Annotated in this window: 13 protein-coding genes; 8 read left to right on the top strand and 5 right to left on the bottom strand. The window is 73.1% G+C overall.

Features of this window, described 5'->3' with window-relative positions; genetic code table 11:
* Positions 1 to 6: 6 nt before the first annotated feature.
* Together ACSDR0_RS02910 and ACSDR0_RS02905 are read left to right on the top strand one after the other, a co-directional pair.
* Positions 7 to 3150 carry a BTAD domain-containing putative transcriptional regulator gene (locus ACSDR0_RS02910; RefSeq protein ID WP_435287128.1) on the top strand — a complete coding sequence of 1048 codons (3144 nt, stop codon included), beginning with the start codon at positions 7 to 9 and terminating at the stop codon, positions 3148 to 3150.
* Positions 3151 to 3291: 141 nt separating this feature from the next.
* Positions 3292 to 4458, top strand: coding sequence for an FAD-dependent monooxygenase (locus tag ACSDR0_RS02905; protein WP_435287127.1), 1167 nt, complete (start codon positions 3292 to 3294; stop codon positions 4456 to 4458).
* Between the two features lie 67 nt (positions 4459 to 4525).
* Here the strand turns inward: ACSDR0_RS02905 and ACSDR0_RS02900 are convergent, their stop codons facing one another.
* The 5 genes from ACSDR0_RS02900 to ACSDR0_RS02880 form a co-directional block, all read right to left on the bottom strand.
* A complete protein-coding gene (locus ACSDR0_RS02900) occupies positions 4526 to 6358 on the bottom strand; it encodes a N,N-dimethylformamidase beta subunit family domain-containing protein (RefSeq protein ID WP_435287126.1) in 1833 nt (610 codons plus the stop codon).
* Between the two features lie 82 nt (positions 6359 to 6440).
* The gene (locus tag ACSDR0_RS02895; RefSeq protein ID WP_435287125.1) at positions 6441 to 7859 is read right to left on the bottom strand and encodes a hypothetical protein; all 1419 of its coding nucleotides are present in this window, start codon (positions 7857 to 7859) and stop codon (positions 6441 to 6443) included.
* A 57-nt stretch (positions 7860 to 7916) separates the two neighbouring features.
* Positions 7917 to 8168, bottom strand: coding sequence for an acyl carrier protein (locus tag ACSDR0_RS02890; protein ID WP_329091875.1), 252 nt, complete (start codon positions 8166 to 8168; stop codon positions 7917 to 7919).
* A 75-nt stretch (positions 8169 to 8243) separates the two neighbouring features.
* Positions 8244 to 8417 carry an MbtH family protein gene (locus ACSDR0_RS02885; protein WP_435287124.1) on the bottom strand — a complete coding sequence of 58 codons (174 nt, stop codon included), beginning with the start codon at positions 8415 to 8417 and terminating at the stop codon, positions 8244 to 8246.
* Position 8418: 1 nt separating this feature from the next.
* A complete protein-coding gene (locus ACSDR0_RS02880) occupies positions 8419 to 14679 on the bottom strand; it encodes an amino acid adenylation domain-containing protein (RefSeq protein WP_435287123.1) in 6261 nt (2086 codons plus the stop codon).
* A 367-nt stretch (positions 14680 to 15046) separates the two neighbouring features.
* On the opposite strand from ACSDR0_RS02880, the gene ACSDR0_RS02875 reads away from it, so the two are divergent.
* Genes ACSDR0_RS02875 through ACSDR0_RS02850 form a run of 6 tightly spaced genes read left to right on the top strand, consistent with a single transcriptional unit; the run spans position 15047 to position 26895 of the window.
* Positions 15047 to 16501 (top strand): class I adenylate-forming enzyme family protein, encoded by a 1455-nt coding sequence (locus tag ACSDR0_RS02875; RefSeq protein ID WP_435287122.1) that lies wholly within the window; start codon positions 15047 to 15049, stop codon positions 16499 to 16501.
* The gene (locus ACSDR0_RS02870) at positions 16501 to 18171 is read left to right on the top strand and encodes a condensation domain-containing protein (protein WP_435287288.1); all 1671 of its coding nucleotides are present in this window, start codon (positions 16501 to 16503) and stop codon (positions 18169 to 18171) included. Before ACSDR0_RS02875 ends, ACSDR0_RS02870 begins: the two co-directional genes overlap by 1 nt.
* Positions 18164 to 19087 (top strand): thiamine pyrophosphate-dependent dehydrogenase E1 component subunit alpha, encoded by a 924-nt coding sequence (locus tag ACSDR0_RS02865; RefSeq protein WP_435287121.1) that lies wholly within the window; start codon positions 18164 to 18166, stop codon positions 19085 to 19087. Before ACSDR0_RS02870 ends, ACSDR0_RS02865 begins: the two co-directional genes overlap by 8 nt.
* Positions 19078 to 20061: an alpha-ketoacid dehydrogenase subunit beta gene (locus tag ACSDR0_RS02860; RefSeq protein WP_435287120.1), complete on the top strand. Its 984-nt coding sequence runs from the start codon at positions 19078 to 19080 to the stop codon at positions 20059 to 20061. The genes ACSDR0_RS02865 and ACSDR0_RS02860 overlap by 10 nt, the downstream gene beginning before the upstream one ends.
* Positions 20054 to 21280 (top strand): 2-oxo acid dehydrogenase subunit E2, encoded by a 1227-nt coding sequence (locus ACSDR0_RS02855; protein ID WP_435287119.1) that lies wholly within the window; start codon positions 20054 to 20056, stop codon positions 21278 to 21280. Before ACSDR0_RS02860 ends, ACSDR0_RS02855 begins: the two co-directional genes overlap by 8 nt.
* Positions 21277 to 26895, top strand: a complete 5619-nt coding sequence (locus ACSDR0_RS02850) for an amino acid adenylation domain-containing protein (RefSeq protein ID WP_435287118.1) — start codon at positions 21277 to 21279, stop codon at positions 26893 to 26895. The genes ACSDR0_RS02855 and ACSDR0_RS02850 overlap by 4 nt, the downstream gene beginning before the upstream one ends.
* The last annotated feature ends 89 nt before the right edge of the window (positions 26896 to 26984 follow it).

The following is a 26984-nucleotide window of genomic DNA, read 5'->3' as shown; positions in this document are numbered from 1 at the left end:
ATCTCCGTGGGCGGGCCCCGGCCGCGTGCCCTGCTCGTGATGCTGCTGCTCGACGCGGGCCGGGTGGTCGGCGTCCAGCGTCTGATCGACGGCCAGTACGGTGACGATCCCCCCGCCGGTGCCGCCAACGCGGTGCAGGCCCAGGTCTCCCGGCTGCGCCGCAGCCTGCCTGCCGAGGTGATCGAGTTCCACGGGACCGGCTACCGATTCGTGGCCGACCCCGACGACGTCGACGCCCACCGGTTCGAGCGACTGGCCCGCGAGGGGCGGCGGCTGCTGCTGGCGGGCCGCCACGCGGTCGCCGTCGGTCCGCTGCGGGAGGCGCTCGATCTGTGGCGCGGGCCCGCGCTGGCCGACCTGCCCTTCGGGCGGGCGTCGGCGGCCCGGCTGGAGGAGCTGCGGCTGGCGGCGACGGAGGACCTCGCCGAGGCGGAGTCGGCTCTGCCCGAGGGGGGTTCGGTGGCGGAGCTGCAGCGGCTGGTGGCCGCGCATCCGCTGCGGGAGCGGCTCAGAGGGCAGCTGATGCTCGCCCTGCGGGCGGCGGGACGGCGGGCCGAGGCGCTGGCGGTGTTCGAGGAGGCCAGGAGGATCCTCGCCGAGGAGCTCGGTGTCGATCCCTCACCCGAGCTCGCCGCGATCCATCTGGCCGTCCTGCGCGCCGAGCGGCCCGCGCCGCCGCCACGGCGGGGGCTCGCGGCCCAGCTCACCAGCTTCGTGGGACGCGAGCGGGAGCTGGAGCGGATCGACGCGCTGCGCGACTCGCGGCTGATCACGATCACCGGGCCCGGCGGCACCGGCAAGACCCGGCTGGCGATCGAGGCGGCCGGACGCGGGCGGCGCGAGGTGTGCTTCGTCGACCTCTCCCCGCTCGACGGTCCCGCTCCGCCCGACGCTCCCGCCTCGTCCCGGGGGCCCGCCGTGTCGGGTGTGTCCGGTGGCTCTGTCCCGTTCGGCGGTCCCCCCTCGCACAATGGGCACGTCCCGGCCGGTGGCGGTGACCAGGTGGCCAGGGCGGTGCTCGGCGCGCTCGGGCTGCGCGAGCCGGGGCTCCATTCGCCGCGCCCGGCCGACCTCGTGGAGCACCTGGTGGCGGCACTCGCCAGGCAGGAGCTGCTGCTGGTCCTCGACAACTGCGAACACGTGAGCGCCGCCGCCGCCACGCTGGCCCGCAGGCTGCTGGGAGAGTGCCCCGGGCTGGCCGTCCTGGCCACCGGACGCGAGCCCCTCGGCATCACCGGCGAGACCCTGGTGCCGCTGGCACCGCTGGAGACCCCGCCGCCGGACTCCTCGCCGTCCGCCGCCCTGGCCTGCCCGGCCGTGCGGCTGTTCGCCGACCGGGCGGCGTCCGTACGGCCGGGATTCGAGGTGCGGCGGGCCAACGTGGAGACGGTCATCCGGATCTGCGCGGCGCTGGACGGACTGCCGCTGGCCATCGAGCTGGCGGCCGCGCGGCTGCGCTCCTTCACCGTCGAGGAGATCGCCACGCGCCTGGCGGAGCACGGCCGGTTCCGGCTGCTGTCGCGCGGCGATCCCACGGCGGCGGCCCGCCACCGGACCCTGCGCGCGGTGGTGGAGTGGAGCTGGGACCTGCTCTCGCCCGACGAGCAGGTGCTGGCCAGGCGCTTCTCCGTGTTCGCGGGAAGCGCGTCCCTGGAGGCGGCCGAGGCGGTCTGCGAGGTCGAGGACGCCGCCGGGCTGCTGGCCGACCTGGTGGACAGGTCGCTGGTCGAGACGGACGGCGACCGCTACCGGATGCTCGACACGATCAGGCTGTTCTGCGCCGAACGGCTGGCCGAGGCGGGGGAGGAGGACCGCCTGCGCGGTGGCCACGCCCGCCACTTCCTCGACCTGGCCCGGCGCGCCGACCCCCACCTGCGCAGGGCCGAACAGCTCCGCTGGCTGGCCAGGCTCTCCGCCGAGCACGGCAACCTGACGGCCGCGCTGCGCTGGGCCGTGCGCGACGACCGGGAGACGGGGCTGCGGCTGGTCGCCGCGCTGGCGGCGTACTGGTGGCTGGGCGGCCGGCGTGGCGACGCGGGGGAGGCCGCGGCCGAGCTGCTCGAGGCGACCGCCCGTCCCCTCGCCGGGCTGGAGGAGGAGTACGTCATGTGCGTGGCGCACGCCGTGCCGCGCGCGCTGCCCGAACACTGGGAACGGGCCGAGGCGATCATGCGGTCGCGGGACCGGCCGCTGCGCCACCCCTTCGCCGCGGCACTGTGGGGCATGTCCGCCGGGCCGCCGGAGTCGCCGCCGCCCGCCGGGCCCGAGACCGACAGGCTGTTCGGTTCCGACCCGTGGAGCCTGGCCCTGGTCGGGCTGAGCCGCGCCCTGCTGAAGGTGCTCGGCGGTGATCCGGCCGGTGGCGAGCGGGAGCTGGGGGAGGTGCTGGCTCGCTTCAGGTCCCTGGGGGAGCGCTGGGGGACGGCTCAGGGACTCGACTGGCTGGCCCTGGTCGCGGGCTGGCGCGGGGAGTGGGCACGCGCCCGCGACCTGTGGCGGGAGGCGCTGGAGCTGCTGGAGGAACTCGGCGCCCTGGAGGAGACCGCGGACGTGCTGGGGCGCCGGGCCGAGGCGCTGGCGCGCGAGGGCGACCTCGCCGCCGCTGCCGCCGACCACCGGCGCGCCGGGGAACTCGCCAGGAAGGCGGGCGCGCCGGACGTGCCCGCCGTGACGCATCTGGGACTGGGTGAGATCGCGCGGCTCGAAGGCGACCTCCCCGAGGCCCGTCGCCGGATCGACCTGGCGCTCCGAGGGGCGGAGACCGGGGCCTTCGGCGCGAAGTCGGCGCGGGCGCTCACCGCGCTGGGACGGCTGGCCGAGGCCGAGGGCGATCTCGCCGGGGCACTGCTCCACCATCGCCGGGCGCAGGCCCAAGCGCGCAGGTCGCCGCTGGTGATGGACCTCGCCGACGCAGTCGAGGGCCGGGCGGGAGCCGCCCTGCTCGAAGGGGCGGGGACACGGGCGGCGCTGCTGCTCGGCATGGCGGTGGCACTGCGCGGGACGGCCGTGGCCGGTGACCGCGACGTCGCCGGGGTCGCCGCGGGCGCCCGCGACCTCGTCGGCGCGGAGGCGTTCGCGTCGGCGTACGCCCGCGGGGCCGCGATGCGCCGCGACGAGGTGCTCGCGGCGCTCGACGCGGAAGACGACTGAAGGCGCCCGTCCCGGGAGAAGCGCGGGAAGAGGCCGAAAGCGTCCGGCGCCGGGGGCGGCTGACGGGGTCCGGCGCCGGGAGCGCTCGGCTGTCAGCCGATGGTCGGTGGGCTGTCAGCGCCCCCCTCGAAGCTCGTGAGCATGAAGAACACCACGGTCCTCATCTCCGGGGCGAGCATCGCCGGGCCCGCGCTCGCCCACTGGCTGAGCCGCTCCGGCCACGCCGTCACCGTCGTCGAGAGGTCGCCCGCGCTCCGCCCCGGCGGCCAGGCCGTCGACTTCAAGGGGGAGACCCACCGCGTCGTGCTGGAGCGGATGGGAATCCTCCGGGAGGTGCGGGGGCGCCAGACCGGCGGGACCGACCAGACCATCGTCGACGCGAACGGCAGGCGGCTGGCGGTCATGCCCGGCGAGTTCACCGGCGGCGACATCGAGATCCTCCGCGGCGACCTCGCCGCCCTGCTGTACGAGAGGACCAGGGAAGGCTGCGAGTACGTCTTCGGCGACTCCCTCACCTCGCTGACCGACACGGCGGGCGGCGTGCACGTCACCTTCGAGCGTGGCGCGCCGCGTACCTTCGACCTCGTGGTGGGCGCCGACGGCATCCACTCCAACGTGCGGCGGCTGGCCTTCGGTCCCGAGTCCGACCACGTGCGCTTCCTCGGCCACTACTACGCGCTGGCCGACCTCGACGGCGGTTCCGACAGCGTGATGTACAACGAGCCCGGCCGGATGGCGGCGTTCGGCGGCCCCAAGTCACCCGCGTTCTTCGTCTTCGCCTCCGAGCGGCTCGACTACGACCGCTACGACGTCGAGCTGCACAAACGCATCCTGGCCGATGCCTACCGGGGCATGGGCTGGCGGGTTCCCGAGCTCATGGCCAGGCTACCGGAGGCGCGCGACCTCTATCTCGACTCGATCAGCAGGGTCGAGATGGACCACTACGCCAAGGGCCGGGTGGTGCTGCTCGGCGACGCCGCCTACGGCAACACCCTGGGCGGCTTCGGCACCGGTCTGGCCGTCGTGGGCGCGTACGTGCTGGCCGGAGAGCTGGCGGCGGCCGGTGGCGACCACCGGACGGCGTTCCGCGAGTACGAGGAGGCCTTCCGCGGCTACGCCGGGGTGGCCAGGAAGGGCAGCGCCGGTCCCTTCCTCGCCCCGGCGACGTGGCGGCGGATCAGGATGCGGAACCGGCTCTTCAGGCACCGGTTCCTGCTGCGGGCGATGCTCAGGCTGACGGACAGGTTCGCCACGGACATCGAGCTCAAGGACTACCCGGCGCTCACCGAGACCGCCGCCACGACCTGAGGACGCGGCTCGAGGACGCGGCCGGCGGCCTCGAACCCGCCGCCGGAAGGTCCCCGGCCGGGGCGGGTCACGGCGTGGGCGCCGCCTCCTCCAGGAGGTTCGCGCGCCGCAGCAGGGGGCGGTCGCGGCCGGTGCCGATCAGGGCGCCCGCGTGCCCGGTCAGCACGGTGCAGCCGCCCGCGTCGCACAGGCCGGTCCATCCGGCCGGGGTCGCCACCGGCAGCCGCGTGCTGATCCGGCCGTCCGCGTCCGCCATGTACAGCCGGCCGTTCATCGCGGTCAGCGCCACGGCACCGGCACCGGCCTCGACCAGACTCCAGGTGGAGGTCTCCGGGTCGAGCAGCCACAGGCCCTCCGCGGCGGCGGCGAACAGCTCGCCGTTCACCATGCCCAGGCCGACCCCGCCGCGGGGCCCGTCGGCGAGGGTGATCCAGCCGCCCCCGGGGTCGAGGTGGACGAGCCGGTCGTCGGCGGTGAGGCCGTACAGGCCGATCGGGTGGAGGGCGGTGGCCTCCCTGGGGGTGGCCAGGGCGACCAGCGCGGGGGCGGTGCCCGCGGGCCGCCAGCGCAGGTTCTGCTCCGAGACCTCACGGGTGAACAGCGAGCCGTCCCGGGTGGCGCCGTACAGCAGGGAGTCGAACACGGTCAGCGCGCCGATCCCGTCCGCGCCGCCGATGGTCTCCCAGCCGCCCGCGCGCACCGACAGCCGGTCCAGCACGTTGCGGGTGATCCGGTCCACGACCGGGTCGTGCAGGGTGTTGCCCCAGTTCACGGTGGAGGCGGTGAAGACCGTCCCGGCGCCGAGGCCGAGGACGCCCATGGTGGCCATGCCGCCCTGGCCGTACCGGTGCCAGTGCCGCAGGTCGGCGGTGGCCAGGATGACGAAGGACGGCGGGGTGCCGTCGCGCCCGGTGGCCATCGGGACGCCGTCCACCTCGACGAAGTCGCAGGCGTCCGTCTCGTAGCCGATGGAGCCCCGCCCGAACGTGTCGCCCTCGCCCAGCTTGGTGCCCTCGAACACCCAGTGCTCGGGGAAGCGGGCGGTGTAGGACTCGTCCCGCATGCGCTGCATGTACGGTCCCCAGGTGCCCGCGCCGCGCCGGAAGCTGACCCCGATCATGCTGTTCTCCGGCCGGTTCACCGGCGCGCTGGACCACTCGACGGTGGTCAGGGCCGGGTCCACGGCGGCCATCGGGTCGGCGATCGCGTCGCGGTAGCAGACCATGGTGCGCCCGTCGTCCTCCAGCCGGAACTGCCACCAGCAGGTGTTGCCGGAGAAGACGGCCATGTTGCCGCCCCGGCGGACGAACTCCTCGACGCTGTCGCGCATCCCCGCCGACCAGTACTCGTCGTGCCCGCTGACCACCAGCAGCCGGTAGCCGGAGAGCAGCTCCCGCCCCTCGTGCAGGTCCAGCGCCGAGCAGTAGTCGACGTCGTACCCGGCCGGACCCAGCCAGCGGATCATGCCCTCCTCCCAGCGCTCGGGCGGCGGCCCGCCGCCGGGCCGGTCGAAGGAGACGCGCGAGGCGCGGGTCGGCTGCTCGGTCCAGTAGATGGACTCGCCGGGGATGCCCGCCCTGTTGTACGCCTGCCAGGTCGGGAACGGGATCGACAGCAGGATCGGCGAGCCCGGACGGGCGGCCCGTACGACGAAGTAGACCTCGCAGGTGTCCTCGTCGGCGGTGAAGACCGCGCGGTAGAGCGAGCTGCGCCAGCCGGGGGAGACGTCGAGCGCCCACACCGGCCCGGTGAACTCCCCGTCGAGCACGGCCAGGTCGGCGGCCACGTCCTCGACCAGCACCGAGCCGCGCAGCGGGGCACGGGAGGCGCGGGCGAGGTGGAAGCGGAGCGCGCCGCCCTGGACGCACGACGTCGACTCGGCATAGGCGTGGACCGTCATCGGATACCTCCAGCGTGCGGTCTCCGGGCCTCGGTCGTGGGAAGCGTGCTCGGCCGGCGGGCCTCCGGCTTGGACGGGATGCTCAACCGACCGGCTCCAGCACCTCGCGGAAGGCGGCCTCGACCAGCAGCGACTCCAGGTCGAGCAGGTAGCGTTCCATGTCGGGACGGGGAAGGTAGCCGGTGTCGGCGGTGAGCGAGACGCCCAGCCCGCCGGGCTCGCCGGTCACGTGCAGGCAGAACCGGCAGTTGAGCCGCTCCTGGCTGAGCGGCCAGGTGAGGGTCGTCTCGTCCAGCGCCCGCCGCACGCTCAGCTCGTCGGGGGAGGCGTCCACCCGGTCGGTGAAGCGCATGTCGTTGAAGCAGCAGTACGGGTGGATCCCCACGCCCCGCTCCCTGCCGGCCCGCTCGGTGAGCCGGTCCCGGTCGTCCGGGTCGTGGTAGGCGGACCGGTAGGCGCGCAGCGCGGCGGGCTTGGCCGCGCGCAGCAGCTCGGTGAAACCGCCCTCGCGCAGGTCCAGCACGAACAGGCCCTCCTGGGAGAGCGTGGTGACCGCGTTGACGGTGTCGCCGCGGAAGCGGTTGCCCACGATCGGCAGCATCGCGGTCACGTCGTGGCCGGTCACCCTTCCGGCCAGCATGGACGCGGCGGCCAGCAGGACGGTCGAGGTGCTCGCGCCGCTCAGCGCGGCGATCCGCTGCACCGCCAGGTCCATCGCCCGGGAGACGAGGTGCGCCCGCCAGATCGGCGGGTCCGCGGGGGCGCCGGCCCGCCGGTCGAACATGGTCGGGGGGATGCGCCGGTACTCGCTCTCCCAGTGTTCCGCGGCCACCGCCGCGACCTTCAGGCCCTGCTCCGAGCCCTGCCAGCGGGCCAGTTCCAGCGGCGAGGGCGGGGGCGGTCCGGGTACGGAGCCGCGCAGCAGGAGCAGCCGCAGGTCCGTGACCGCCACCTCGGCCCCGAGGCCGTCGGCGGCCAGGTGGCAGAAGACGAGCACGATGTGGGTGACCTCGTCGCGGTCGACGACGAGCCCGATCCTGAGGGGCCACTCGTTCCCGTAGTCGAACGCCGTCTCCGCCAGCGCGTCCCGCAGCCGCTCGGGGTCGCCCTCCGACACGGTGACCGGGATGGAGCCGCCGGTCGCCAGCACCTGCCACGGCTCCGCGCCGCCCTCCGGGGAACCGCTCCCGTACGGTGCCGCGCCTCCCGTCTGGACGGCCCTCCCGTACGGCGCCCCGCCGCTCGCATGGGCTGCTTTTCCGTATGGTGTCCCGCCGCCCGCGTGGGCCGCCTTCCCGTACGGCGCCTCACCCAGCCTGATGCGCAGTGACTCGTGCCGTTCCACCAGCGTGCGCAGGACCTCGGCGGCCCCCGCCACGGTGAGCGGCCTGGCCCGCCTGGGCACGGCGAGCACGCGGCCGAAGTTGAAGTAGTGGTCGTCCGGCGCCGTCTTCTGGATCGTGTCCCAGATGGCCCGCTGTCCCCAGGTCAGCGGTGCCATCTCCGATCGGCTCCCCGAGAACCGGATGTCCATGTGCTTCCCCCGTTCGAAATGAGTTCAGGAATGCGCGCGCCGCGCCTCGTTGATATGGCGTTCCAGCGCGTCGAGGTCGTCCAGCAGGTCGAACCCGTCGCCCGACAGGTCGATCTCCACCCCGAACTCGGTCTCCACCGCGTCGATCAGCCGCATCTGCGCCAGGGAGGTGACCCCCAGCGCGGACAGCGGGACCGTGGCGGCCAGCGCCTCCCTGGCCGTGACCGCTCCGTCGGAGGCCGAGGCCACCATCGCCGCCAGCCGTTCCCTAACCATTGCGAGCCCCTCTCGTACGGTCTCCGGCGCCTCTCGCCGGGATCCGGATCCAGCCGCCGGACATCTCGCGGCCTTTCACGATCTTCTCGCGCTGAGCGGGCGCAGGTCGGTCCAGACGCGGTCGATGTGGGCGAGACAGTCCTCCTTGGTGCCGGAGACGCCCTCCTCGCGCCAGCCGTCCGGGATGTCCCGGTCGTCCGGCCAGATCGAGTACTGCTCCTCGTGGTTGACCACGACGCGGTAATCCATCTCAGCTCCCGGTTTCCATGAGGCGCTCGGCCTCCTCGTCGGACATTTCAGCCAGCTCGGCGACGAGCAGCTCCTCCACCGCCGCCGCGAGGTCGGCCACGGTGCTGCGGGCGAACAGGGTGCGGATCGGCACGTCCACCTCGACGGCGGCGCGGAGCCTGGCGACGGCGCGGGTGGCGAGCAGCGAGTGCCCGCCCAGCGCGAAGAAGTCGTCGAAGGCGCCGACGTCCTCGATGCCCAGCATCTCGCCGAAGATCTCGGCCACCAGCTCCTCGGCGTCGCCGCGCGGGGCGGTCCTCGTCCGGGGGCCGGCCTCGGGCGCGGGTAGCGCGGCCCGGTCGAGCTTGCCGTTCGTGGTCAGCGGCAGCGTGGCGAGGTTCACCCAGAGGGCGGGGACCATGTAGGCGGGCAGCGTCCCGGCCAGGTGCCCGGCCAGCTCGTCCCCCGTGGCCGTGCCGACGACGTAGCCGACCAGCGTCTCCCTGTGCACGGCCACCGCCGCCTGGCCGACGCCGGGGTGGGCCAGCAGCCGCGCCTCGATCTCACCGAGCTCGATCCGGAAGCCGCGTACCTTGACCTGGTCGTCGAGGCGGCCGAGGAACTCCAGCCGCCCGTCGGCCCGCCAGCGCGCCAGGTCGCCGGTCCGGTAGATCCGCTCCCCACCGGGGACCCCGAGGACCCCGGGGACGCCGAGGGTGGGGAAGCGCTCGGCCGTGAGGTCCGGCCTGCCCAGATAGCCGACGGCCACCCCGGCCCCGCCGACGCACAGCTCGCCCGGCGCCCCCGGCGGTACGGCCTCGCCCGAGGCGTCCAGGAGCAGGACCGAGGTGTCGGCGATCGGGACGCCGATGGGCGGGCGCCCGGGGGAGCCGTCCAGCTCGGCGGCGGTGGCGATGATCGTCGCCTCGGTCGGGCCGTAGGTGTTGACCAGCCGCACCCGGTCGCCGAAGCGCTCCCGCCAGCGGGTCACGGCCGCCTCGTGCGCCTGCTCGCCGCCGAGGATCACCAGCCGCAGGGACGGCGGCCAGGCGATCTCTCCGATGTCGTCGACCAGCGCGTGCCAGTACGCCGTGGGCAGGTCGAGCACGGTGACCTGATCGAGGTGGTCGGGCAGGGTGACACCGCCCTCGGGCAGCAGCTCCAGCCGGGCCCCGGCGGCCAGGGCCGGGTAGATCTCCTCGGCGTGGGTGTCGAAGCTCAGCGAGGCGAACTGGACCACCCGGTCGCCGGGACCCAGCTCGTACGCCTCACGCATCCACGCGACGCGGGCGGCCAGGTTGCGGTGCGAGACCACGACCCCCTTGGGCGTTCCCGTGGACCCGGAGGTGTAGATCACGTAAGCGGCCGGGCCGGGCACCGGCGCGCTCGCCGGCGCGAGGGGGCGGTCGTCCGCGTGCGCGCGTGGCGTGCCGGGAGGCAGGCGGCCGTCCAGGCTCGCCGTGGTGAGGACGAGGGAGGCGGCGCTGTCGTCCAGCATGAAGGCGAGCCGCTCGGCGGGGTGGTCCGGGTCGAGCGGCAGGTAGGCCGCCCCCGCCCGCCAGACGGCGAGCAGGGCCGCCACGGCGTCGGGCGACCTGTCCAGGCAGACGCCGACCACGTCGCCGGGGACGACGCCGCGCTCCCGCAGCAGCGCCGCCAGCTCGTCCGCGCGGGCGTCCAGCTCGGCGTAGGTGAGCGTTCCGCCCCCGCAGCCGATCGCCGTCGCGCCCGGCGTGTCCCGTACGGTCGCCGCGAACAGGTCCGGCACCCGGGGAGCGGGCGGTCGCGCGGGTCCTCGCGAGAGGCGCCGGAGCAGGGCGTCGTCGTCCCCGGTGCGCAGCGGCAGCTCGGAGACCCGGGCGCCGGACGCCTCCGGCAGCGCGGTGAGCAGCAGGCGGAACCGCGCGGCCATGGCCTCGATCGTGGCCCGGTCGAACAGCTCGGCGTCGTAGACGAAGCTGAGCGTCAGCTCGTGCTCGTCCTGCCAGGCCTCCAGCATCAGTTCGAGCTTGGCCTGCCGCATGCCGTGCTCGAAGCCCGTCGTGGTCAGCCCCGCGAAGGCATCACGGGCCTGCGCGAAGTCCTGCGTGTGCAGGATGAGCATGGTCTGGAACAGCGGCGTGCGGGTCAGGTCGCGCTCGACCCTCAGGGCCGTCACCAGCTCCTCGAACGGCACGCCCTGGTGGGAGAAGGCGTCCAGGACACCGATCTGGGTCTCGCGGAGCAGCCCGGCGAAGGTGGGGTCGGCCGACAGGTCGCCGCGCATGACCAGGGTGTCGCTGAGGTAGCCGACGACCGGTTCGAGCTGGACCCGGTCCCGGCCGGCGGTGGCCGTACCGACCAGGATGTCGCTCCGCCCGGTGTGCCGGGACAGCAGGACCTGGTAGGCGGCGAGCAGGACCATGAACATGGTGGCGCCGTGCTCCCGGCCCAGCCGGGTCAGGGCGGCGGCCTCCGCCGCGTCCAGCCGGACGCTCGCCACGTCGCCGCGCCTGGCGGCCCCGGCGGTGCGCGGCCGGTCGACCGGCAGGTCCAGCGGGGTAGGGTCGGCGAGCCTGTCCCGCCAGTAGGCGAGCAGGTCACCGAGGTCGCGCCCGCGCTGCCAGAGGGCGACGTCGCCGAACTGGAGCGGGACCGCGGGCAGGGGGGTGGCCCCGGAGTACAGCCGCGACACCTCGTCGAAGATGAGGTTGAGCGACCAGCCGTCACCGAGGATGTGGTGGAGCACGACGCACAGGACGTGGTCGTCCTCGGCGATCCTGATCAGGGTGACGCGCAGGGGCGGCCTGGCGCCCAGCTCCAAGGGCGCGTTGGTCAGGGCCGCGACCAGCTCCGGCGCCCCGGCCTCGCCCGCCGCGTCCATCTCCTCGACGGTCACGGGCCCCGGCGGGTCGACGACCACGACCGGCACGCCGTCCACCTCGGGGAAGCGGGTGCGCAGGCTCTCGTGCCTGGCGACCGTCCCGGCCAGTGCCCCGGCGAGCGCCTCCCGGTCCAGCGGCCCGCGCATCCGCCTGACCAGGCACATGTTGTACGACGCGTCGTCCGGGTCGAGCCGGTTGAGGAACCAGAGCCGCTCCTGGCCGAAGGAGAGCGGCGGGACGGTTCCCTCGGGCCTCGGCCGCGGTCCGTCGCTCCTGTCACCGGACGCGGTGGCGATCAGTTCCGCCAGGCCGGCGACCGTCGGCCGCATGAACACCTCACGGACGGGCACCTCCGTCCCGGACAGCGCCGTCAGCCGCGCGGTGACCATGGTGGCCAGCAGCGAGTGCCCGCCGAGGGCGAAGAAGTCGTCGTACGCCCCGACCTCCGCCGTCCCGAGCACCTCGGCGAAGACCTGCGCGACCATCCGCTCGCCCGGGGTGCGGGGAGCGATCGCGTCCCGGGAGGGCGCCGCCGCGTCCACGTCGGGGAGCGCGTTGCGGTCGACCTTCCCGTTGGGGGTCAGCGGCAACGCCTCCACCTCGACGAACACGCTGGGCACCATGTAGCCGGGCAGCTCGCGCGCGGCGTGCTCCCCGAGACCGTCGAGCGCTCCCGCGTTCCCCGTGCGCTCCGTTTCCGCGCCGTCCGGCGCGGCGGGTAGAGCGGGTAGCGCGGGTACGGCGAAGGCCACGAGCCGGTCCCCGCGCACCGCGACGACCGCCTGCCGCACGCCGGGGTGGGCGTCCAGCACGGCCTCGATCTCGCCCAGCTCGATGCGGTGGCCCCGCAGCTTGACCTGGTTGTCGGTCCGGCCGAGGAACTCCAGGGTGCCGTCGTTGCGGAGGCGGACGCGGTCTCCCGTCCGGTAGTGCCGCGAACCCCCGGGGCCGGGGACGAAGCGCTCCGCGGTCAGGGCGGGGCGGCCGAGGTAGCCGGTGGCGACCCCCTCGCCGCCGATGAGCAGCTCCCCGGCCACCCCGATCGGGCACGGCCCGCCGCCGGGGTCGGCGACGTGGACGACGGTGTTGGCGATCGGGCGGCCGATGACGATCTCGCCGGGGTTCTCGGGAACGTCCCAGGCCGTGGACCAGATGGTGGTCTCGGTCGGGCCGTAGACGTTGACGAGCCGGTCGACGCGGGGACGCAGCTCGCGGGCCAGCCGGGGGGCGAGGTGCTCGCCGCCGGTCAGGCCCACCACGCGCGGCAGGTCCCCGGCGAGCAGGACCCGCCACCCCGAGGGCGTCGCCTGGACGTGGGTCACGCCCTCGTCCCCGACGAGACGCGCGAGCCGCACCCCGTCGCGGGCCGTCTCCGCGTCGGCGACGACCACCCGCCCGCCCGTCACCAGCGGCAGGTAGAGCTCCAGGGCGGAGATGTCGAACGACAGCGAGGTCAGCGCCAGCCACACGTCCCGCGGCGAGGAACGCACCAGGTCGCGCATCGCCAGCAGGAAGTTGGTCAGCGCCCGGTGGGGCACCACCACTCCCTTCGGCCGCCCGGTGGACCCCGAGGTGTAGAGCACGTACGCGGTGTCGCCGGGAAGCGGCCGCGCGGGCGCGACGGGGACCGCCGCGCCGGTCACCGTACCGGTCACCGGGGGGAGGTCGTCGAGGCCGGTCAGGACCAGTGCCGCCGCGGAGTCCTCGATCACGTACGAGACGCGCGCCTCCGGGTAGTCGGGGTCGACGGGAAGGTAGGCCGCGCCGCTCATCGTCACGCCCAGCAGGGCGACGAGCATGTCGGCGCCGCGCTCCATCCGGACCGCGACCAGCGAGCCGCGCCCGATCCCGGCCGCGCCCAGCCGCCCGGCCAGCTCGGTCGCCCGCCCGGCCAGCTCCGCGTACGTCAGCTCCTCCGCGTCGGGTCCGCCGGCCCGCGCGCTCGCCGGTGCGGGCCCGGCCGGGGAGACGCCACGGGCGGGCGCGGCGCGTACCGCGACCGCGTCGGGGGTCGCCGCGACCTGGTCGAGCAGCAGGTCGACGAGGGTGACCTCGGGCAGCTCGGCCGCGGTGTCGTTCCACTCCTCCAGCAGGCCGAGTTCCGCGTCCGGCAGCATCCGCAGCGAGCTCACCGGGGAGCCGGGGCTCGCCACGACGGCCGCGAGCAACTCCTGGAAGCGGGCGACCATCCGCTCCACGGTCTCGCGGTCGAACAGCTCGGTGCTGTAGATGGCGGTGCCGTGCAGGGCGCCGTCGTCGCCGGGGTAGAGGTCCACCGACAGGTCGAGCCGGGCACGGGCCCAGCCGTTGGGGAAGTGCCCGGCTTCGAGGCCGGGCAGGGGATCGGCCAGCTCACCGTGGGTGTGGAAGGCGAACAGCGTCTGGAACAGGGGTGTGCGGCTCAGGTCCCGCTCCACGTCGAGGTTCACCACGAGGCGCTCGAAGGGGACGTCCTGCCGCGAGAGCCCGTCCAGCACGACCCTGCGGGTGCGCTTGAGCAGCTCCTCGAAGGTGGGGTCGCCGGACACGTCGCAGCGCAGGGCCAGCGTGGTCGAGAGGAAACCGATCATGGTCTCCAGCTCGGTGCTGCCGCGACCGGCCGAGGGGGTGCCCACGCAGAAGTCGGTCTGGCCGGTGTGCCGGTGCATCAGGATCTGGTAGGCGGAGAGCAGCACCATGAACGGCGTGCACCGGGCGCTGCGGGCGAGGGCGCCGATCGAGGCGGCCACGTCGGGCGCGATCCGGAACTCGACCTCGGCGCCCGCGCCGGTCCGCCGGGCGGGACGCGGCCGGTCGGCCGGGAGCTCCAGGGGAGGCACCCCGGCCAGCCGCTCGGTCCACCAGCGGAGCTCGGAGTCCGCGGGGCGCAGGGCGCGCGCGTACTCGCCGTACTGCAGGGGCAGCTCGGGCAGCGGGGCGGTGCCCCTGCTCCCGTAGTGGGTGGCGACCTCGGAACGGAGCACGTTCAGCGACCAGCCGTCACCGTTGATGTGGTGCAGGACGACGCAGAGCACGTGGTCGGCGGGGCCGAGCTCGATCAGCGAGACGCGGAACGGCGGTGCGGCGGCCAGGTCGAAGGCCGTGTTGGTGAGCGCCGCGACCAGGGCCGCGACCTCCTGCTCGCCCTGGGCGGTGAGCCGCTCGACCGTCACCGGCGAGGGCGGCTCGACGATCGCCACGGGCTCCCCGGCCACTTCAGGAAACCGGGTCCGCAGGCTCTCGTGCCGTGCCGCCACGGCGGTGAAAGCGGCCTCCAGGGCGATCTTGTCAAGGAGACCTTTCAACCTGTAAACATAGGATGTGTTGTAGGCCGAGTCGCCCGGATCGAGCCGATGGAGGAACCAAAGCCGCTGCTGGCCGTACGACAGGGGGTATTCCGTCCCCGGCTGTCCGGTTGGAACGGTCTCCGGTGGGAACACGCAGGGCTCCTTTGTCGGACGCGGGCCCGGTAGTTCACGTAATCGCGTTGGAGGTTAGTGCGCAAAAGGCCCGCTCTGTGCATATTTGACCAGTTGGGCGGGCATCGGGAAGGGTCTCTTTCTGGAAAGAAACCTTTCAGTTAGTTCTGCGGTCGTCAGTGTTACACCTTCGTCCTGAGGGCGCAAGGGTCACTTTCGCGCGGGTTTTGTTGCCTCTGTGAACCCCTCCCCAAAGTCTTGCGCGACCCTTACGATCATGTAAGACTGGCGCTCGATTTTAAATAGTAAAGATTCTTTCCTGTAGTGCCTTTGGTGCTCGCACACACCGAAGGCGCATACATCCGATCTTTAGTGGGAGGTTCACTTGGTGAACCTGACCGTCCCCCAACTGCTCAGAGACCGGGCCCTCGCCGACCCCGACGGGGTCGCGCTGATCGTGCACGGCTCGGCTCAGCTCACCTACGGCCAGTGGCACGAGCGGTCCGCCGCGCTCGCGAACAGCCTGGTCACGCGAGGTGTCACCCGGGGCGACCGGGTGGGCCTGGTGTTCGGGGCCGCGGACTGGGCGGACTACGCCGTGGCGTTCTGCGGGGTCCTGGCGGCCGGAGCGGTGGCCGTACCGCTCTCCGACCGCCTCACGCTCGATGACCTGCGCTTCATGCTGGAGAACTGCCGCGCGACCGGAGTCGTCCACGCCGCGGGCCTCGCCGTGCCCGGGGTCGGCTGGAGCGCCACGGTCGACGGTCTGGACGCCGAAACCTCCTATGAGAAGGCCGATATCGCGCCTCCGGAGCCCGGGGATCTCGCCCAGATCCTCTACACCTCCGGTACGACCGGCCGCCCCAAGGGGGTCTCGGCCACCCATGCCAATCTGGCCTACGGCTGCGGTGCCAAGCGCCGCCCGTTCGCGCACTCCCGGCATCTCGTCCACGCCTTCCCGATCGGGACCAACGCCGGGCAGGCGATGCTGGTCAACGCGCTCGACGCCCGGCCGGCCGTCGTGACGCTGCCGCGCTTCACCCCGGCCCGCTTCGCCTCGCTGATCGAGTCGTACCGTGCGGGGACGGTCTTCCTGGTCCCCGCCATGGCCATCGAGCTGATCAACGCGGGGGTGGCGGACCGGCACGACCTGTCCAGCGTGCTGCTGCTCGGCTCGGCCGCCGCGCCGCTGCCCTCGGCCGTCGCCCAGGCGCTGACCACGGCCTTTCCCAACGCGACGATCACCAACTACTACACCTCGACCGAGGCCGCCCCGGCTCAGACGATCATGATGTTCGACCCGGACCGGCCGGGAAGCGTCGGCCGCGCCATCGCCGGGGGACGGGTCAGGATCGCCACCGCGGAGGGGGAGCCGCTGGCGCCGGGGGAGACCGGGGAGGTATGGATGCGGTCCCCCGCGGCGCCGCGCGCCTACTACGGCGACCCTGACAGCGGGACCTTCCGCGACGGCTGGGTGCGGATGGGCGACCTCGGCTACATCGACGCCGAGGGTTACCTCTACCTCGTCGACCGTGAGAGCGACGTGGTGAAGTCGGGGGCCTTCAAGGTCTCCACGATCCACGTCGAGGAGGTCGTCTACCAGCACCCGGCCGTGATCGAGGCCGCCGCGTTCGGGGTCCCCCACCCCGTGCTCGGAACCGTCGTCACCGTGGCCCTCGTCACCAGGGAACCCCTCGCGCCCGAGGACCTGCGGATCTTCCTCAAGGACCGCCTGGCCCCGCACGAGCTGCCCGCGCACGTCGTCACGGTCGACGCCCTGCCGCGCAACAACGGCGGCAAGGTCGACAAGAAGGCCCTGCGCCGGACGATGGAGGGCGCGTGATGGCCCGGGTCCCGTCCGAGCCCGTGTCCGCGGGCATGCCGGAGGTCACGTTCACCCAGCAGGGGATGTGGGTGACCGAGCAGACCGTGGGCGGGGGCGCCGCCTATCACATGCCGATACTTCTCCACCTGCGCGGCGACCTGGACACCGGCGCGCTCCTGGCGGCCTGCGCGGCGGTGGTCGCCCGGCACCCGATGCTGGGCAGCGTGGTGGCGGAGGTGGACAACGAGCTGAGGCTGGTGCCCGGCGCCGAGGTTCCCGTACGCCGGGCGGCGATCTCCTCCGGCTCCTCCGGCTCCCACGACGGCGTCACCGGTGGATCCCCGCCGGACACGCGAGACCTCTCGGAGTCACCGTCCGGGAACGCCGAGAACGCCGAGAACGGTGAGAGCGCCGGGAACGGTGAGAGCGGTGAGCGGTACGGGCGGGCCGTGCGGGAGGAGATCCTGCGCGCGTTCGACCTGGAGAAGGGCCCGCTGGCCAGGTTCACCCTGTTCGAGGTCGGCCCCGGACGGCACCTGCTTCTCTTCGTCGCCCACCACCTGGTCTTCGACGGCCAGTCGAAGGACATCCTGGTGCGCGACCTGGCCGCCTTCTACAACGGTGAGCCGCCGCCCCCGCTGCCCGATATCGACCACGGCCGGGCCGAACGCGACCGGGTGGCCGCCCTGCTTCCCGGCGCGCGGGAGTTCTGGAAGCCCCGCTGGCGAGACCCGGGCGAGACCGTCGTCCTCGGCCGCGCGCTGGAGTCCCGGCGAGCGGGCGAGGGACGGGTGCTGCGGTTCACCGTGGATCCGTCGATCCCGTCCGGCCCGGCTTCCGGTCCGCTCGCGGACCCGCCTTCCGGTCCGGCTTCCGACCTGTTGAACACGCCACCTCCCGGCCTGACCCGGTTCGAGGTGCTGCTCGCCGCGCTGCACACCCTGCTCCTCGGCTACGGCAACACCGCGGTGACCACCGCCGTCGACCTGTCGACCCGGCCCCCCGAGGCCGCCGGGCACATCGGCCTGTTCGTCAACGAGCTCCCGGTCGCCTCCAGCCCGTCCCCGGAGGCGACCTTCCGCGAGTTCGCCACCGCGCTGCGCGCCGAGCTGAGGGAGGTCTACCGGTTCCGCCAGGTACCGCTCTCCCGGGCGATGCCCCGCCTCCGGCCGCACGCCGCGCTGGTCCCCGTCTCCGTCAGCTACCGCACCCGCCGCGACGCGGACCCGGTGTTCGCCGGGCTCGACGCGTCGGTGGAGTGGACCGTCTTCAACCACGCGGTACGCGGCGCGCTGCACCTGCAGTGCGTGGACGGCCCCGGCGGGCTGGAGATCAGCCTGCGTCACGACCCCGAGACGGTGCCCGACGCCGCCCGGGTGGCCGACGACCTGCGTCTCCTTCTGGAACGCGCCACTCACGACCCCGACCTGTCACTGCACGAAATTCTGGAGAACGAGATGGGTTCCGTCACCACGCTGACCGACCAGGTGCGCGAGATCTGGGAAGAGGTACTGGGCATCTCGCCGATCGCCGATGACGACGACATCTTCGATCTGGGCGGCCACTCCCTGACCATCACGCAGATCATCGCCCGCATGCGCAAGCGCCTGGACGTCGAGGTCTCGCTGGACGCCTTCTTCGACAACCCGACGATCGCCGGGATCGTAGATTCTCTCAACGATGACTGAGACCCTCGACGGGCTCCGTCTCTCCCCCCTCGTCGACGACGACCTGGAGCTCCTGCTGCTGGTCAGGCACTTCGAGCTCAAGCTCCTGGAGCTGTACGGCAGGGGCGATCTCAACGGCACCACGCACACCTGCCTGGGCCAGGAGTACGTCCCTGTCGCGCTGCGATCCCTGCTCGGCCCGGCCGACCACGTCTTCAGCAACCATCGGGGACACGGCCACTACCTGGCCAGGTTCCGCGACCCGCACGGCCTGCTCGCCGAGATCATGGGCAGGGAGGGCGCGGTCTGCGGAGGCGTCGGCGGCAGCCAGCACATCCACCGCGACCGCTACATGTCCACCGGCGTGCAGGGCGAGAGCATGCCGGTCGCCGCCGGTGTCGCGCTCCACCTCAAGCGCTCCGAGCCCGGCACCCTGGCCTGCGTCCACATCGGCGACGGCACCTGGGGAGAGGGCGCGGTCTACGAGGCGCTGAACCTCGCCGCGCTCTGGCGGCTCCCGCTGCTCGTCGTGGTGGAGAACAACGGCATCGCCCAGTCCACCCCGACCTCCTCGCAGATGGCCGGTACGGTGGCCGGCCGGGCGGCGGCCTTCGGCATCCCGCACCGGCTGGTCGTCTCCATCGACGTCAACGAGATCCGCCTCTCGCTGGAACGCGAGATCGCGCGGGTGCGCGAGGGGCAGCCGCTGGTGGTCGAGTTCGTCACCCACCGCCTCGGGCCGCACAGCAAGGGCGACGACATCCGCCCGGCCGAGGTCGTACGGGCCGCCAGGGACAACGACTGGTACACCCGTTACGCCCACGACCATCCCGAGCAGTTCTACCGGCTCGACGGTGCCGTCAAGGCGCAGGTCGAGGCCGTCGTCGACGAGGTGGCCGCGCGCCCGCCCTCCCGCTGGGAGGGACCGTGCGCGTAGCGGAGAACCTCAACGCGGCCCTGCACGGGCTGCTGGACGACGACCCCACCGCCTACATGCTCGGCGAGGACATCCTCGACCCGTACGGCGGCGCCTTCAAGGTCACCAAGGGGCTGTCCACCCGCTTCCCCGAGCGTGTGATCGGCACCCCGATCAGCGAGGGCGCGCTGACCGGTGTCGCGGCGGGACTGGCGCTCACCGGCAACACGGCCGTGGCCGAGATCATGTTCGGCGACTTCGTGGCGCTCGCCTTCGACCAGCTCTGCAACTTCGCGAGCAAGTCGGTGTCGATGTACGGCAAGCGGCTGCCGCTGCGGATGGTGGTGCGCTGCCCGACCGGTGGCGGCCGGGGTTACGGGCCCACGCACAGCCAGAGCCTGCAGAAGCACTTCGTCGGCATGCCGGGGCTGTCGCTGTACGAGATGTCCCCCTTCCACGACAACCGCGCGGCGTTCGCGGCGATGCTGCAACGGGGCGAGCCGTGCGTGTTCTTCGAGGACAAGGTCCTCTACACCCGGCAGATGGAGCGGGTGGACCCGCTGTTTTTGATGCGCCGCGACGGGGACCTGGCCGTGGTGGACATCCGCGACGCGGGCGACCGCCCGGACTGCGTGGTCATCGCTCCCGGAGGGATGGCCCACCGGGTGCTGGGCGCGATGCGCTCCCTGATGATGGAGGAGGAGATCTCCACCCGGCTGCTGGTCCCCTCCCGGCTCTACCCGCTGGACGCCGACGCGCTGCTGCCCCATCTCGGGGACGTCGTCCTGGTGGCGGAGGAGAGCACCGCCGGAGGCACCTGGGGCAGCGAGGTCGCCCACCTGCTGCACGCCCGCATCTGGGACCGCCTGCGCGGACCCGTCCGCCTCGTCCACTCGCGGGCCTCCGTGATCCCCACCGCCGCGCACCTGGAGAACGAGGTCCTGGTCGGGGAGTCCACGATCCACCACGCCGTACGGGAGGCTCTGCGTGGCTGACATCCACGTCCCCAAGCTCAACAACAACGACACCGAGTACCTGATCGTCGAGTGGCTCGTGGGGAACGGCAAGCCCGTCATCGCCGGGGAGCCGATCGCCGTCCTGGAGACCTCCAAGGCGGCCGACGAGCTGGAGGCGGGGGAGACCGGCTACCTGCACCACGCCGCCGCCCTCGACACCTGGATCGCTCCCGGCGCGCTCCTCGCCCGCGTCACCGCCGAGGCGGCGCCGCCGTCCGCTCCGGTGCCCGATGACGCGCCCGGACCCGTGACCTCCGAGGACGTGCCGGGGCGGGAGGACGTACCGGTGACCGAGCCGGTCGTCACCGCTCCCGCCCGCGCGGCCATGGAGGAGCTCGGCGTCTCCCACGCGGAGGTCGCGTCCCTGGGCCTGGCCGTCATCCGGAGGAACGACGTGGAGGCCCTGGCCTCCCGGCGCACCGGGCGGACGGCCGACGACACGCCGAAAGACGCCCTGGGAGACGCGCGGGACGACGCAACGGGAGACGCGCGGGAGGTCGTGCCGGGAGACGTACTGGAAGACGTGCCGGAACCGGTCGTGGACACGGGCGCGCACCGTCTGTCGCGGGTGCAGCGGGCCGTCGCGCGCGCCGTCACCACCTCGCACTCCACCATCCCCGCCGCGTACACCGTCGTGAAGTTCGAGGTGGGCCCGCTGCTGGAGCGGGCCAGGGGGCTGAGCAGGGAGGTGCGCAGGCCGGTCGGCCTGGCGGAGCTGTTCGTCCAGGCCGTGGCCGCGCTGCACCCCACGTTCCCGCTGTTCTTCGCCTCCGTCGACGGGGACCGGGCGCGTCCGGCCGACGCCCCGCGCGTCGGTGTCACGTTCGACATGGGCGAGGGACTGTACGTGCCGGTCGTCCACGACACCGGGTCGCTCAAGGCCATCGCCGACGCGCTCATGCGCTACCGGCTCGCCGCCACCGAGGGCGACTTCCGCGAGAAGGACCTCACCGGTGCCAACATCGCCGTCACCCTGCACACCGACGCCGACGTCATTCTCGCGATCCCCCTCATCTTCCCCGGTACGGTCTGCGCCCTCGCGATCACCTCGCCGCAGCCCGAACTGGTACTCGCCGAGGACGGCGCGGTGACCGCGAGGACCGTCGCCAACATCGGCCTCGCCTACGACCATCGGCTGATCAACGGCCGGGACGCCGCGATCTTCCTGGCGGCCCTCCGGATGGAGTTACAAGCGTGACCGAGACAACGCTGTCGGACGCCAAGAAGGCGCTGCTCGCCAAACGGCTCAAGAGCCGGGGGGAGTCACGGGCCGCCGTCGCCCGCCGCGCCCCGGGAACCGTCCCACCCCTGTCGCACGCCCAGGAACGCCTGTGGTTCCTCGAGCAGTACCGGCCGGGCACCACCGTCTACACCGTCCCCGTCGCGGTGCGCCTGCGCGGGCACCTGGACGCCGACGCGCTGCGCCGGGCGCTGGACGAGATCGTCGCGCGCCACGAGGCCCTGCGGACGCGGTTCCTCACCACCGAGGACGGCACCCCCGAACTGGTCATCGACGAGCCGGGGCCCGCCGCGCTGCGCGTCGTCGAGGCGGCCGGCGTGGACGCCGCGATCGAGCTGCTCGACGCCGACCTCGCCGTCCCGTTCGACCTGGAGCGCGGCCCGCTCCTCCGCACCGTGCTGGCACGGATCGCGCCCGAGGACCACGTCCTCCTCATCGCCGCCCACCACACCGTCATCGACGGCTGGTCCAGCGACCTGCTCATCCGCGAGCTGCTCGCCCTGCACGACGGCGCCATCCCGCCGTCCGCGCCGGTCGGCTACGGCGACTACGCCCTGTGGCAGCGGGGCCGCGACCACCGCCGCGAGATCGACCACTGGCGCGACCGGCTCGCCGGGCTGCCCGCCATCGAGCTGCCCACCGACAGGCCGCGCCCCGCCGAGCAGCGCCACGAGGGAGCCGCCCTCGACGTCCGGGTGGACGCCGACCTCACCCGGCGGCTGGCCGAGCTGGGCGCCGCGGCCGGTGCCACGCCGTACATGACACTGCTGGCCGCCTTCCAGGTCCTGCTGGCCCGCTACTCGGGGCAGGCGGACTTCGCAGTCGGCTCCCCGGTCGCGGGGCGTGGACTGCCCGAGCTGGACGGGGTCGTCGGCATGTTCGTCAACACCCTGGTCCTGCGCGCCGACCTGGCCGACGACCCGTCGTTCACCACCTTCCTGGCCCGGACGCGCGAGACCGCGCTGGACGCCTACGCGCACCAGGAGCTCCCGTTCGACCAGCTGGTCAACGAGCTGAACGTGGTCCGCGACGTGAGCCGGTCGCCGCTCGCGCAGGTCACGTTCGCGCTGCAGAACTTCAAGGCGGGCGAGGAGGACGGGCGCGTCTCCTACCTCACGCTCCCGGCCAGGACCACCCGCTTCGACCTCGGCCTCTATTTGTTCGAGAGCCCGGACGGGCTGGTCGGCCACATCTCCTACAGCACCGCCCTGTTCGATCCGGAGACCGTGGAGCTGCTGGCGGCGCGCTTCGAGACGCTGCTGCGCTCGATCGTGGCGGCCCCGGGCACGCGGGTGGGGGAGCTGTCGCTGCTCTCCGACGACGAGCGGGAGAGGGTCCTGGGCTTCGGTTCGGGACCCGCCCCGCGGCCGTCCGGCCACGACCTGCTGCACGACCTCGTCACCGCGCAGGCCGCGCTGACCCCCGGTGCGACGGCCGTGGTCCACGAGGGCTCGCCCGCCTCGGGGACGACGCCCGCGGCACGCGGCGGCTCCGGTTCGCGTACGGCGCCCGCGGCGAGCGGCGGTTCGCGTACGGCGCCCGCAGCCGGTGGCGGCTCGCTGACGTACGCCGAGCTCGACGAGCGCTCCACCAGGATCGCCGCCCTGCTGAGGAACCGTCACGGCGTGGGCCCCGACACCAGGGTGGGGGTCTTCCTCGAACAGTCCACCGACCTGGCGGCGGCCGTCATCGGGGTGCTGAAGGCCGGTGGCGCCTACGTGCCCCTCGACCCCAAGCAGCCCCGCGACCGGCTGGCGTACATGCTCGCCGACGCCGGGGCCGTCGCCGTCCTGACCACCTCCGCCCTGCGCGACCTGCTTCCCGACGTCCCCGAGGCGCCGGTGATCCGCCTGGACTCCGAGGCGCTGGACGAGACGGGGTTCGAGCCCCCCGAGGTCTCCCCAGGCCACCTCGCGTACGTGATCTACACCTCGGGGACCACCGGGCGGCCGAAGGGCGTCGGGGTGCAGCACCGGCAGGTGCTCAACTATCTGGCCGGGGTCGGGGAGCGCTTCGAGGTCGAACCCGGCGCGGTCTACACGCTGCTGCAGTCGCTCTCGTTCGACTTCGGGGTGACGATCTTCTACCTGTCGCTCATGACCGGCGGAGAGCTGCACCTGGCCGATCCCCAGGCTCCCGCCGAGGAGCTCGCCGGGCTGCTGAGCGGCACCGACTACCTGAAGATGACCCCCTCCCACCTCGCCTCGCTGCTCGCCGCGGTCGACGATCCCGCCGAACTGCTCCCGCGCAAGCTCCTCGTCCTCGGCGGCGAGGCGTCCAGGTGGAGCTGGGCCCGCGAGCTGACCGCGCACACCACGGTCGTCAACCACTACGGCCCCACCGAGGCCACGGTCGGCATCTCCACCCACGCCGTCACCGGCGAGCACGAGCGGGCGCTGAACCTGCCGATCGGCAGGCCGCTGCCCGGCGCCGCGGTCTACGTGCTCGACGAGCACCTGAGGCTGGTCCCGCCCGGCATGACCGGTGAGATCTACCTCGGCGGCGACCGGCTCGCCCGCGGATACCTCGGACGGCCCGGCCTGACGGCCGAGAAGTTCCTGCCCGACCCGTACGGAGGGCCCGGCGCCCGCATGTACCGGACCGGCGACCTCGGCCGGTGGCTGCCCTCCGGCGACCTGTGCTTCCTCGGCCGCCGCGACCTGCAGGTCAAGGTCAGGGGCTACCGGGTGGAGCTGTCGGAGATCGAGTCGGTGCTCGCCGGCCAGCGGGGAATCGCCCACGCCGTCGTCGAGCTGCGCGCGGACCGGCTGGTCGCGTACGTGGTCGGCGAGGTCGGCGGAGAGCAGATCAGCGTCAGCGAGCTGCGGGCGCGGCTCGGCGAGCGTCTCCCCGAGTACATGATTCCCGGGCGGTTCGTCTGGCTGGACGAGCTGCCCCTGAAGTCGCACGGCAAGGTCGACCGGGCCAGGCTGCCCGAACCTGACGAGGCGCGCCCCGACCAGGAGGCCGGGTTCGTCCCGCCGGAGACGCCCCTCGAAGAGGCGATCGCGGCGGTGTGGGCGAAGGTGCTCGGACTGGTCCAGGTCGGCGTGCTGGACGACTTCTTCGACCTGGGCGGTCATTCGCTGCTCGCCGCGCAGGTGGTCGCCCGCCTTCGGAAAGCCATTCCTGAAGGCGGGCGCCAGGTCACGATCCTGGACCTGTTCAAGAACCGGACCGTCCGCGAGCTCGCGCGGCTCGTCGAGACGGCCGACGACGGCCCGCGCATGCTCCTGCACCGGCTCACCCCGGCCCGCGCGGCCACCTCGACCCTGGTCTGCGTGCCGTACGGCGGCGGCAGCGCGGCCATCTACCAGCCGCTGGCCGACACGCTGCCCCAGAACTGGGCGCTGCACGCGGTCGCCGTCCCCGGCCAGGAGATGGGCCTGGTCGAGGAGACCCGGCCGGTGGCGGAGGTCGCGCAGGGCTGCGTGGAGGAGATCCTCAAGGAGGTCCGCGGCCCGCTCGCGCTGTACGGGCACTGCGGGCTCGGCGTCATGCTGACCGTGGAGATCGCCCGCCGCCTGGAGGCCGCGGGCCGCCCGGTCGAGGCGATCTATCTCGGCGGCATCTTCCCCTTCGCGCGTCCCACCTCGGTGCTGGCCAAGCTGTCGAACCTGACCGACCGCCTCCGCAGCGACCAGGTCTGGGCCAACGCCTTGCAGGCCGCCGGTCTCGACGTGGAGGACCTGGAACGCGACCAGCTCAAGCTGATGATCGACAACCGTCGCAAGGGCACCAAGGAGGCGGAACGCTACTTCACCCGCCTCTTCGAGGAGGGCGTCGAGCCGCTCAGGGCACCGATCATCTCCGTGGCGGGCGACCGCGACCCGGCCACCGAGTTCTACCAGGAGCGCTACCGCGAGTGGCATCTCCTGACGGGCTCCACGGCCGTGGTCGTCCTCGACGAGGCCGGGCACTTTTTCCTGAAATATCGGGCGGAAGAGCTCGCCACCATCGTCACCGGCACCCACCGGGCCATCGCCTCCGGCGACACGGCCAAGCTGGCCCGTACCGACCGGTCCACCTGGTGGCTCGGCGGCGTCTCCACCCAGGACGCCGTCACGGACCCGGCCTCCACGGAAACCGTTCGGACACCGGACGCGCCCGTTCTCGCCGATCCGGGCACCGGCGGCGCGCCACCGGAGACGGGACACCCGGTCGCCACGGACCCCCCGGCGCGGTCAGGCCCTCCGCCGAGCATGAAGCGGTTCGCCGCCGTGGCGGCCGGACAGCTCGTCTCGATCGTCGGGTCGTCGCTGACCGAGTTCGCCATCCCGCTGTGGATCTACATCACCACCGGCTCGCTGCCCATGATGGCCCTGTTCTCCGTCCTCGCGCTGGTCCCCGGCATGCTGGTGTCCCCCCTGGCCGGTGCTCTCGTGGACCGTCACGACCGGCGCAAGGTCATGCTCGCCGGAGACATCGGCGCGTTCGGCACCCAGCTGGCACTGGGCGTCCTGCTGTGGACCGGCAACCTGCAGATCTGGCACATCTACCCGCTCCTGGTGCTGCTGTCGGTCGCGCTGACCTTCCAGCGCCTCGCCTACAACTCCGCCATCCCGCAACTGGTCCCCAAGCGCTTCCTCGGCCACGCCAACGGCGTGGTCCAGATGGTCACCGGTACCGCCCAGCTGGTCGTCCCGCTGGGCGCGGTCGGCCTGTTGACCGTGATCGGGCTGGAGGGCATCCTCGTCCTGGACGTCGTCTCGTACGTCTTCGCGATCGGGGTGCTGCTGTTCGTCCGCTTCCCGAAGACCATGGCGTGGAAGCGCAGGGAGTCACTGGTCGCCGAGATGGTCGAGGGCTGGAAGTTCTCCTGGGGCAACCGGGGCTTCCGCGGCATGCTGTTCTTCTTCGCGGTGCTGAACATCTTCCTGTCCCCGCTGTTCCTGCTCATCTCGCCGCTGGTCCTGGGCTTCGCCACGCTGGAGGACGTCGGCCGGATCTCCTTCTTCGGCGGCCTCGGCGTCTTCCTCGGCGGCCTGACCATGACCGTCTGGGGAGGACCGCGACGGCACCGGCTGCGCGGAGTCATGCTCTCCACCCTCGTCCTGAGCCTCTTCTGCCTGGTCACCGGCCTGCAGCAGAACCTGATCCTGATCGCGGTCGGCGCCTTCGGGATGTCGTTCTGGCTGACCATGCTCAACGGCGTCTACGCCACGATCATCCAGGTCAAGGTGCCGCAACGCTTCCACGGCCGCGTCATCGCGCTCAACACGCTCATCGCCTGGTCCACCCTGCCGATCGGCTTCGGCCTGGTCGCCCCGTACGGCAGCACGCTGTTCGAACCGCTGCTGCTCCCCGGGGGACCGCTGGCCGATACGGTCGGCGCCGTGCTCGGCACCGGCGAGGGCCGGGGCGTCGGCCTGATGTACGTGCTGTTCGCCGTCGCCATCGCGGTCACGGCACTGGTCGCGATGCGGACCCGCACGCTGTCCAGGTTCGACGTGGACGTCCCCGACGCGCTCCCGGACGACCTGGTCGGCTTCCAGGCCATCCAGAGGCGCCAGGAGCGCGAGCGTCAGGAGCGCGACGAGCCGGTCGCGGAGGTGATCTCGATCCGGAGATGACCTCGTCCTGACCGGCCGAACTCCGGGGCACCGGCTCCCTCCCGGCGATCCGCCCGGAAGGGCCGGGGAGAACGAGGTGGAGAGAACAC

This window comes from Streptosporangium sp. G11, from assembly GCF_051192615.1.
Classification (GTDB): domain Bacteria; phylum Actinomycetota; class Actinomycetes; order Streptosporangiales; family Streptosporangiaceae; genus Streptosporangium.
This window is presented reverse-complemented; position numbering and strand designations above follow the sequence as displayed.

What these genes read in the sequence shown, in the direction of transcription:
- ACSDR0_RS02905 (WP_435287127.1), top strand. Translation starts at nt 3,292, where the DNA reads ATGAAGAACACCACGGTCCTCATCTCCGGGGCGAGCATCGCCGGGCCC.
- ACSDR0_RS02900 (WP_435287126.1), bottom strand. Translation starts at nt 6,358, where the DNA reads ATGACGGTCCACGCCTATGCCGAGTCGACGTCGTGCGTCCAGGGCGGC.
- ACSDR0_RS02895 (WP_435287125.1), bottom strand. Translation starts at nt 7,859, where the DNA reads ATGGCACCGCTGACCTGGGGACAGCGGGCCATCTGGGACACGATCCAG.
- ACSDR0_RS02890 (WP_329091875.1), bottom strand. Translation starts at nt 8,168, where the DNA reads ATGGTTAGGGAACGGCTGGCGGCGATGGTGGCCTCGGCCTCCGACGGA.
- ACSDR0_RS02885 (WP_435287124.1), bottom strand. Translation starts at nt 8,417, where the DNA reads ATGGATTACCGCGTCGTGGTCAACCACGAGGAGCAGTACTCGATCTGG.
- ACSDR0_RS02870 (WP_435287288.1), top strand. Translation starts at nt 16,501, where the DNA reads ATGGCCCGGGTCCCGTCCGAGCCCGTGTCCGCGGGCATGCCGGAGGTC.
- ACSDR0_RS02865 (WP_435287121.1), top strand. Translation starts at nt 18,164, where the DNA reads ATGACTGAGACCCTCGACGGGCTCCGTCTCTCCCCCCTCGTCGACGAC.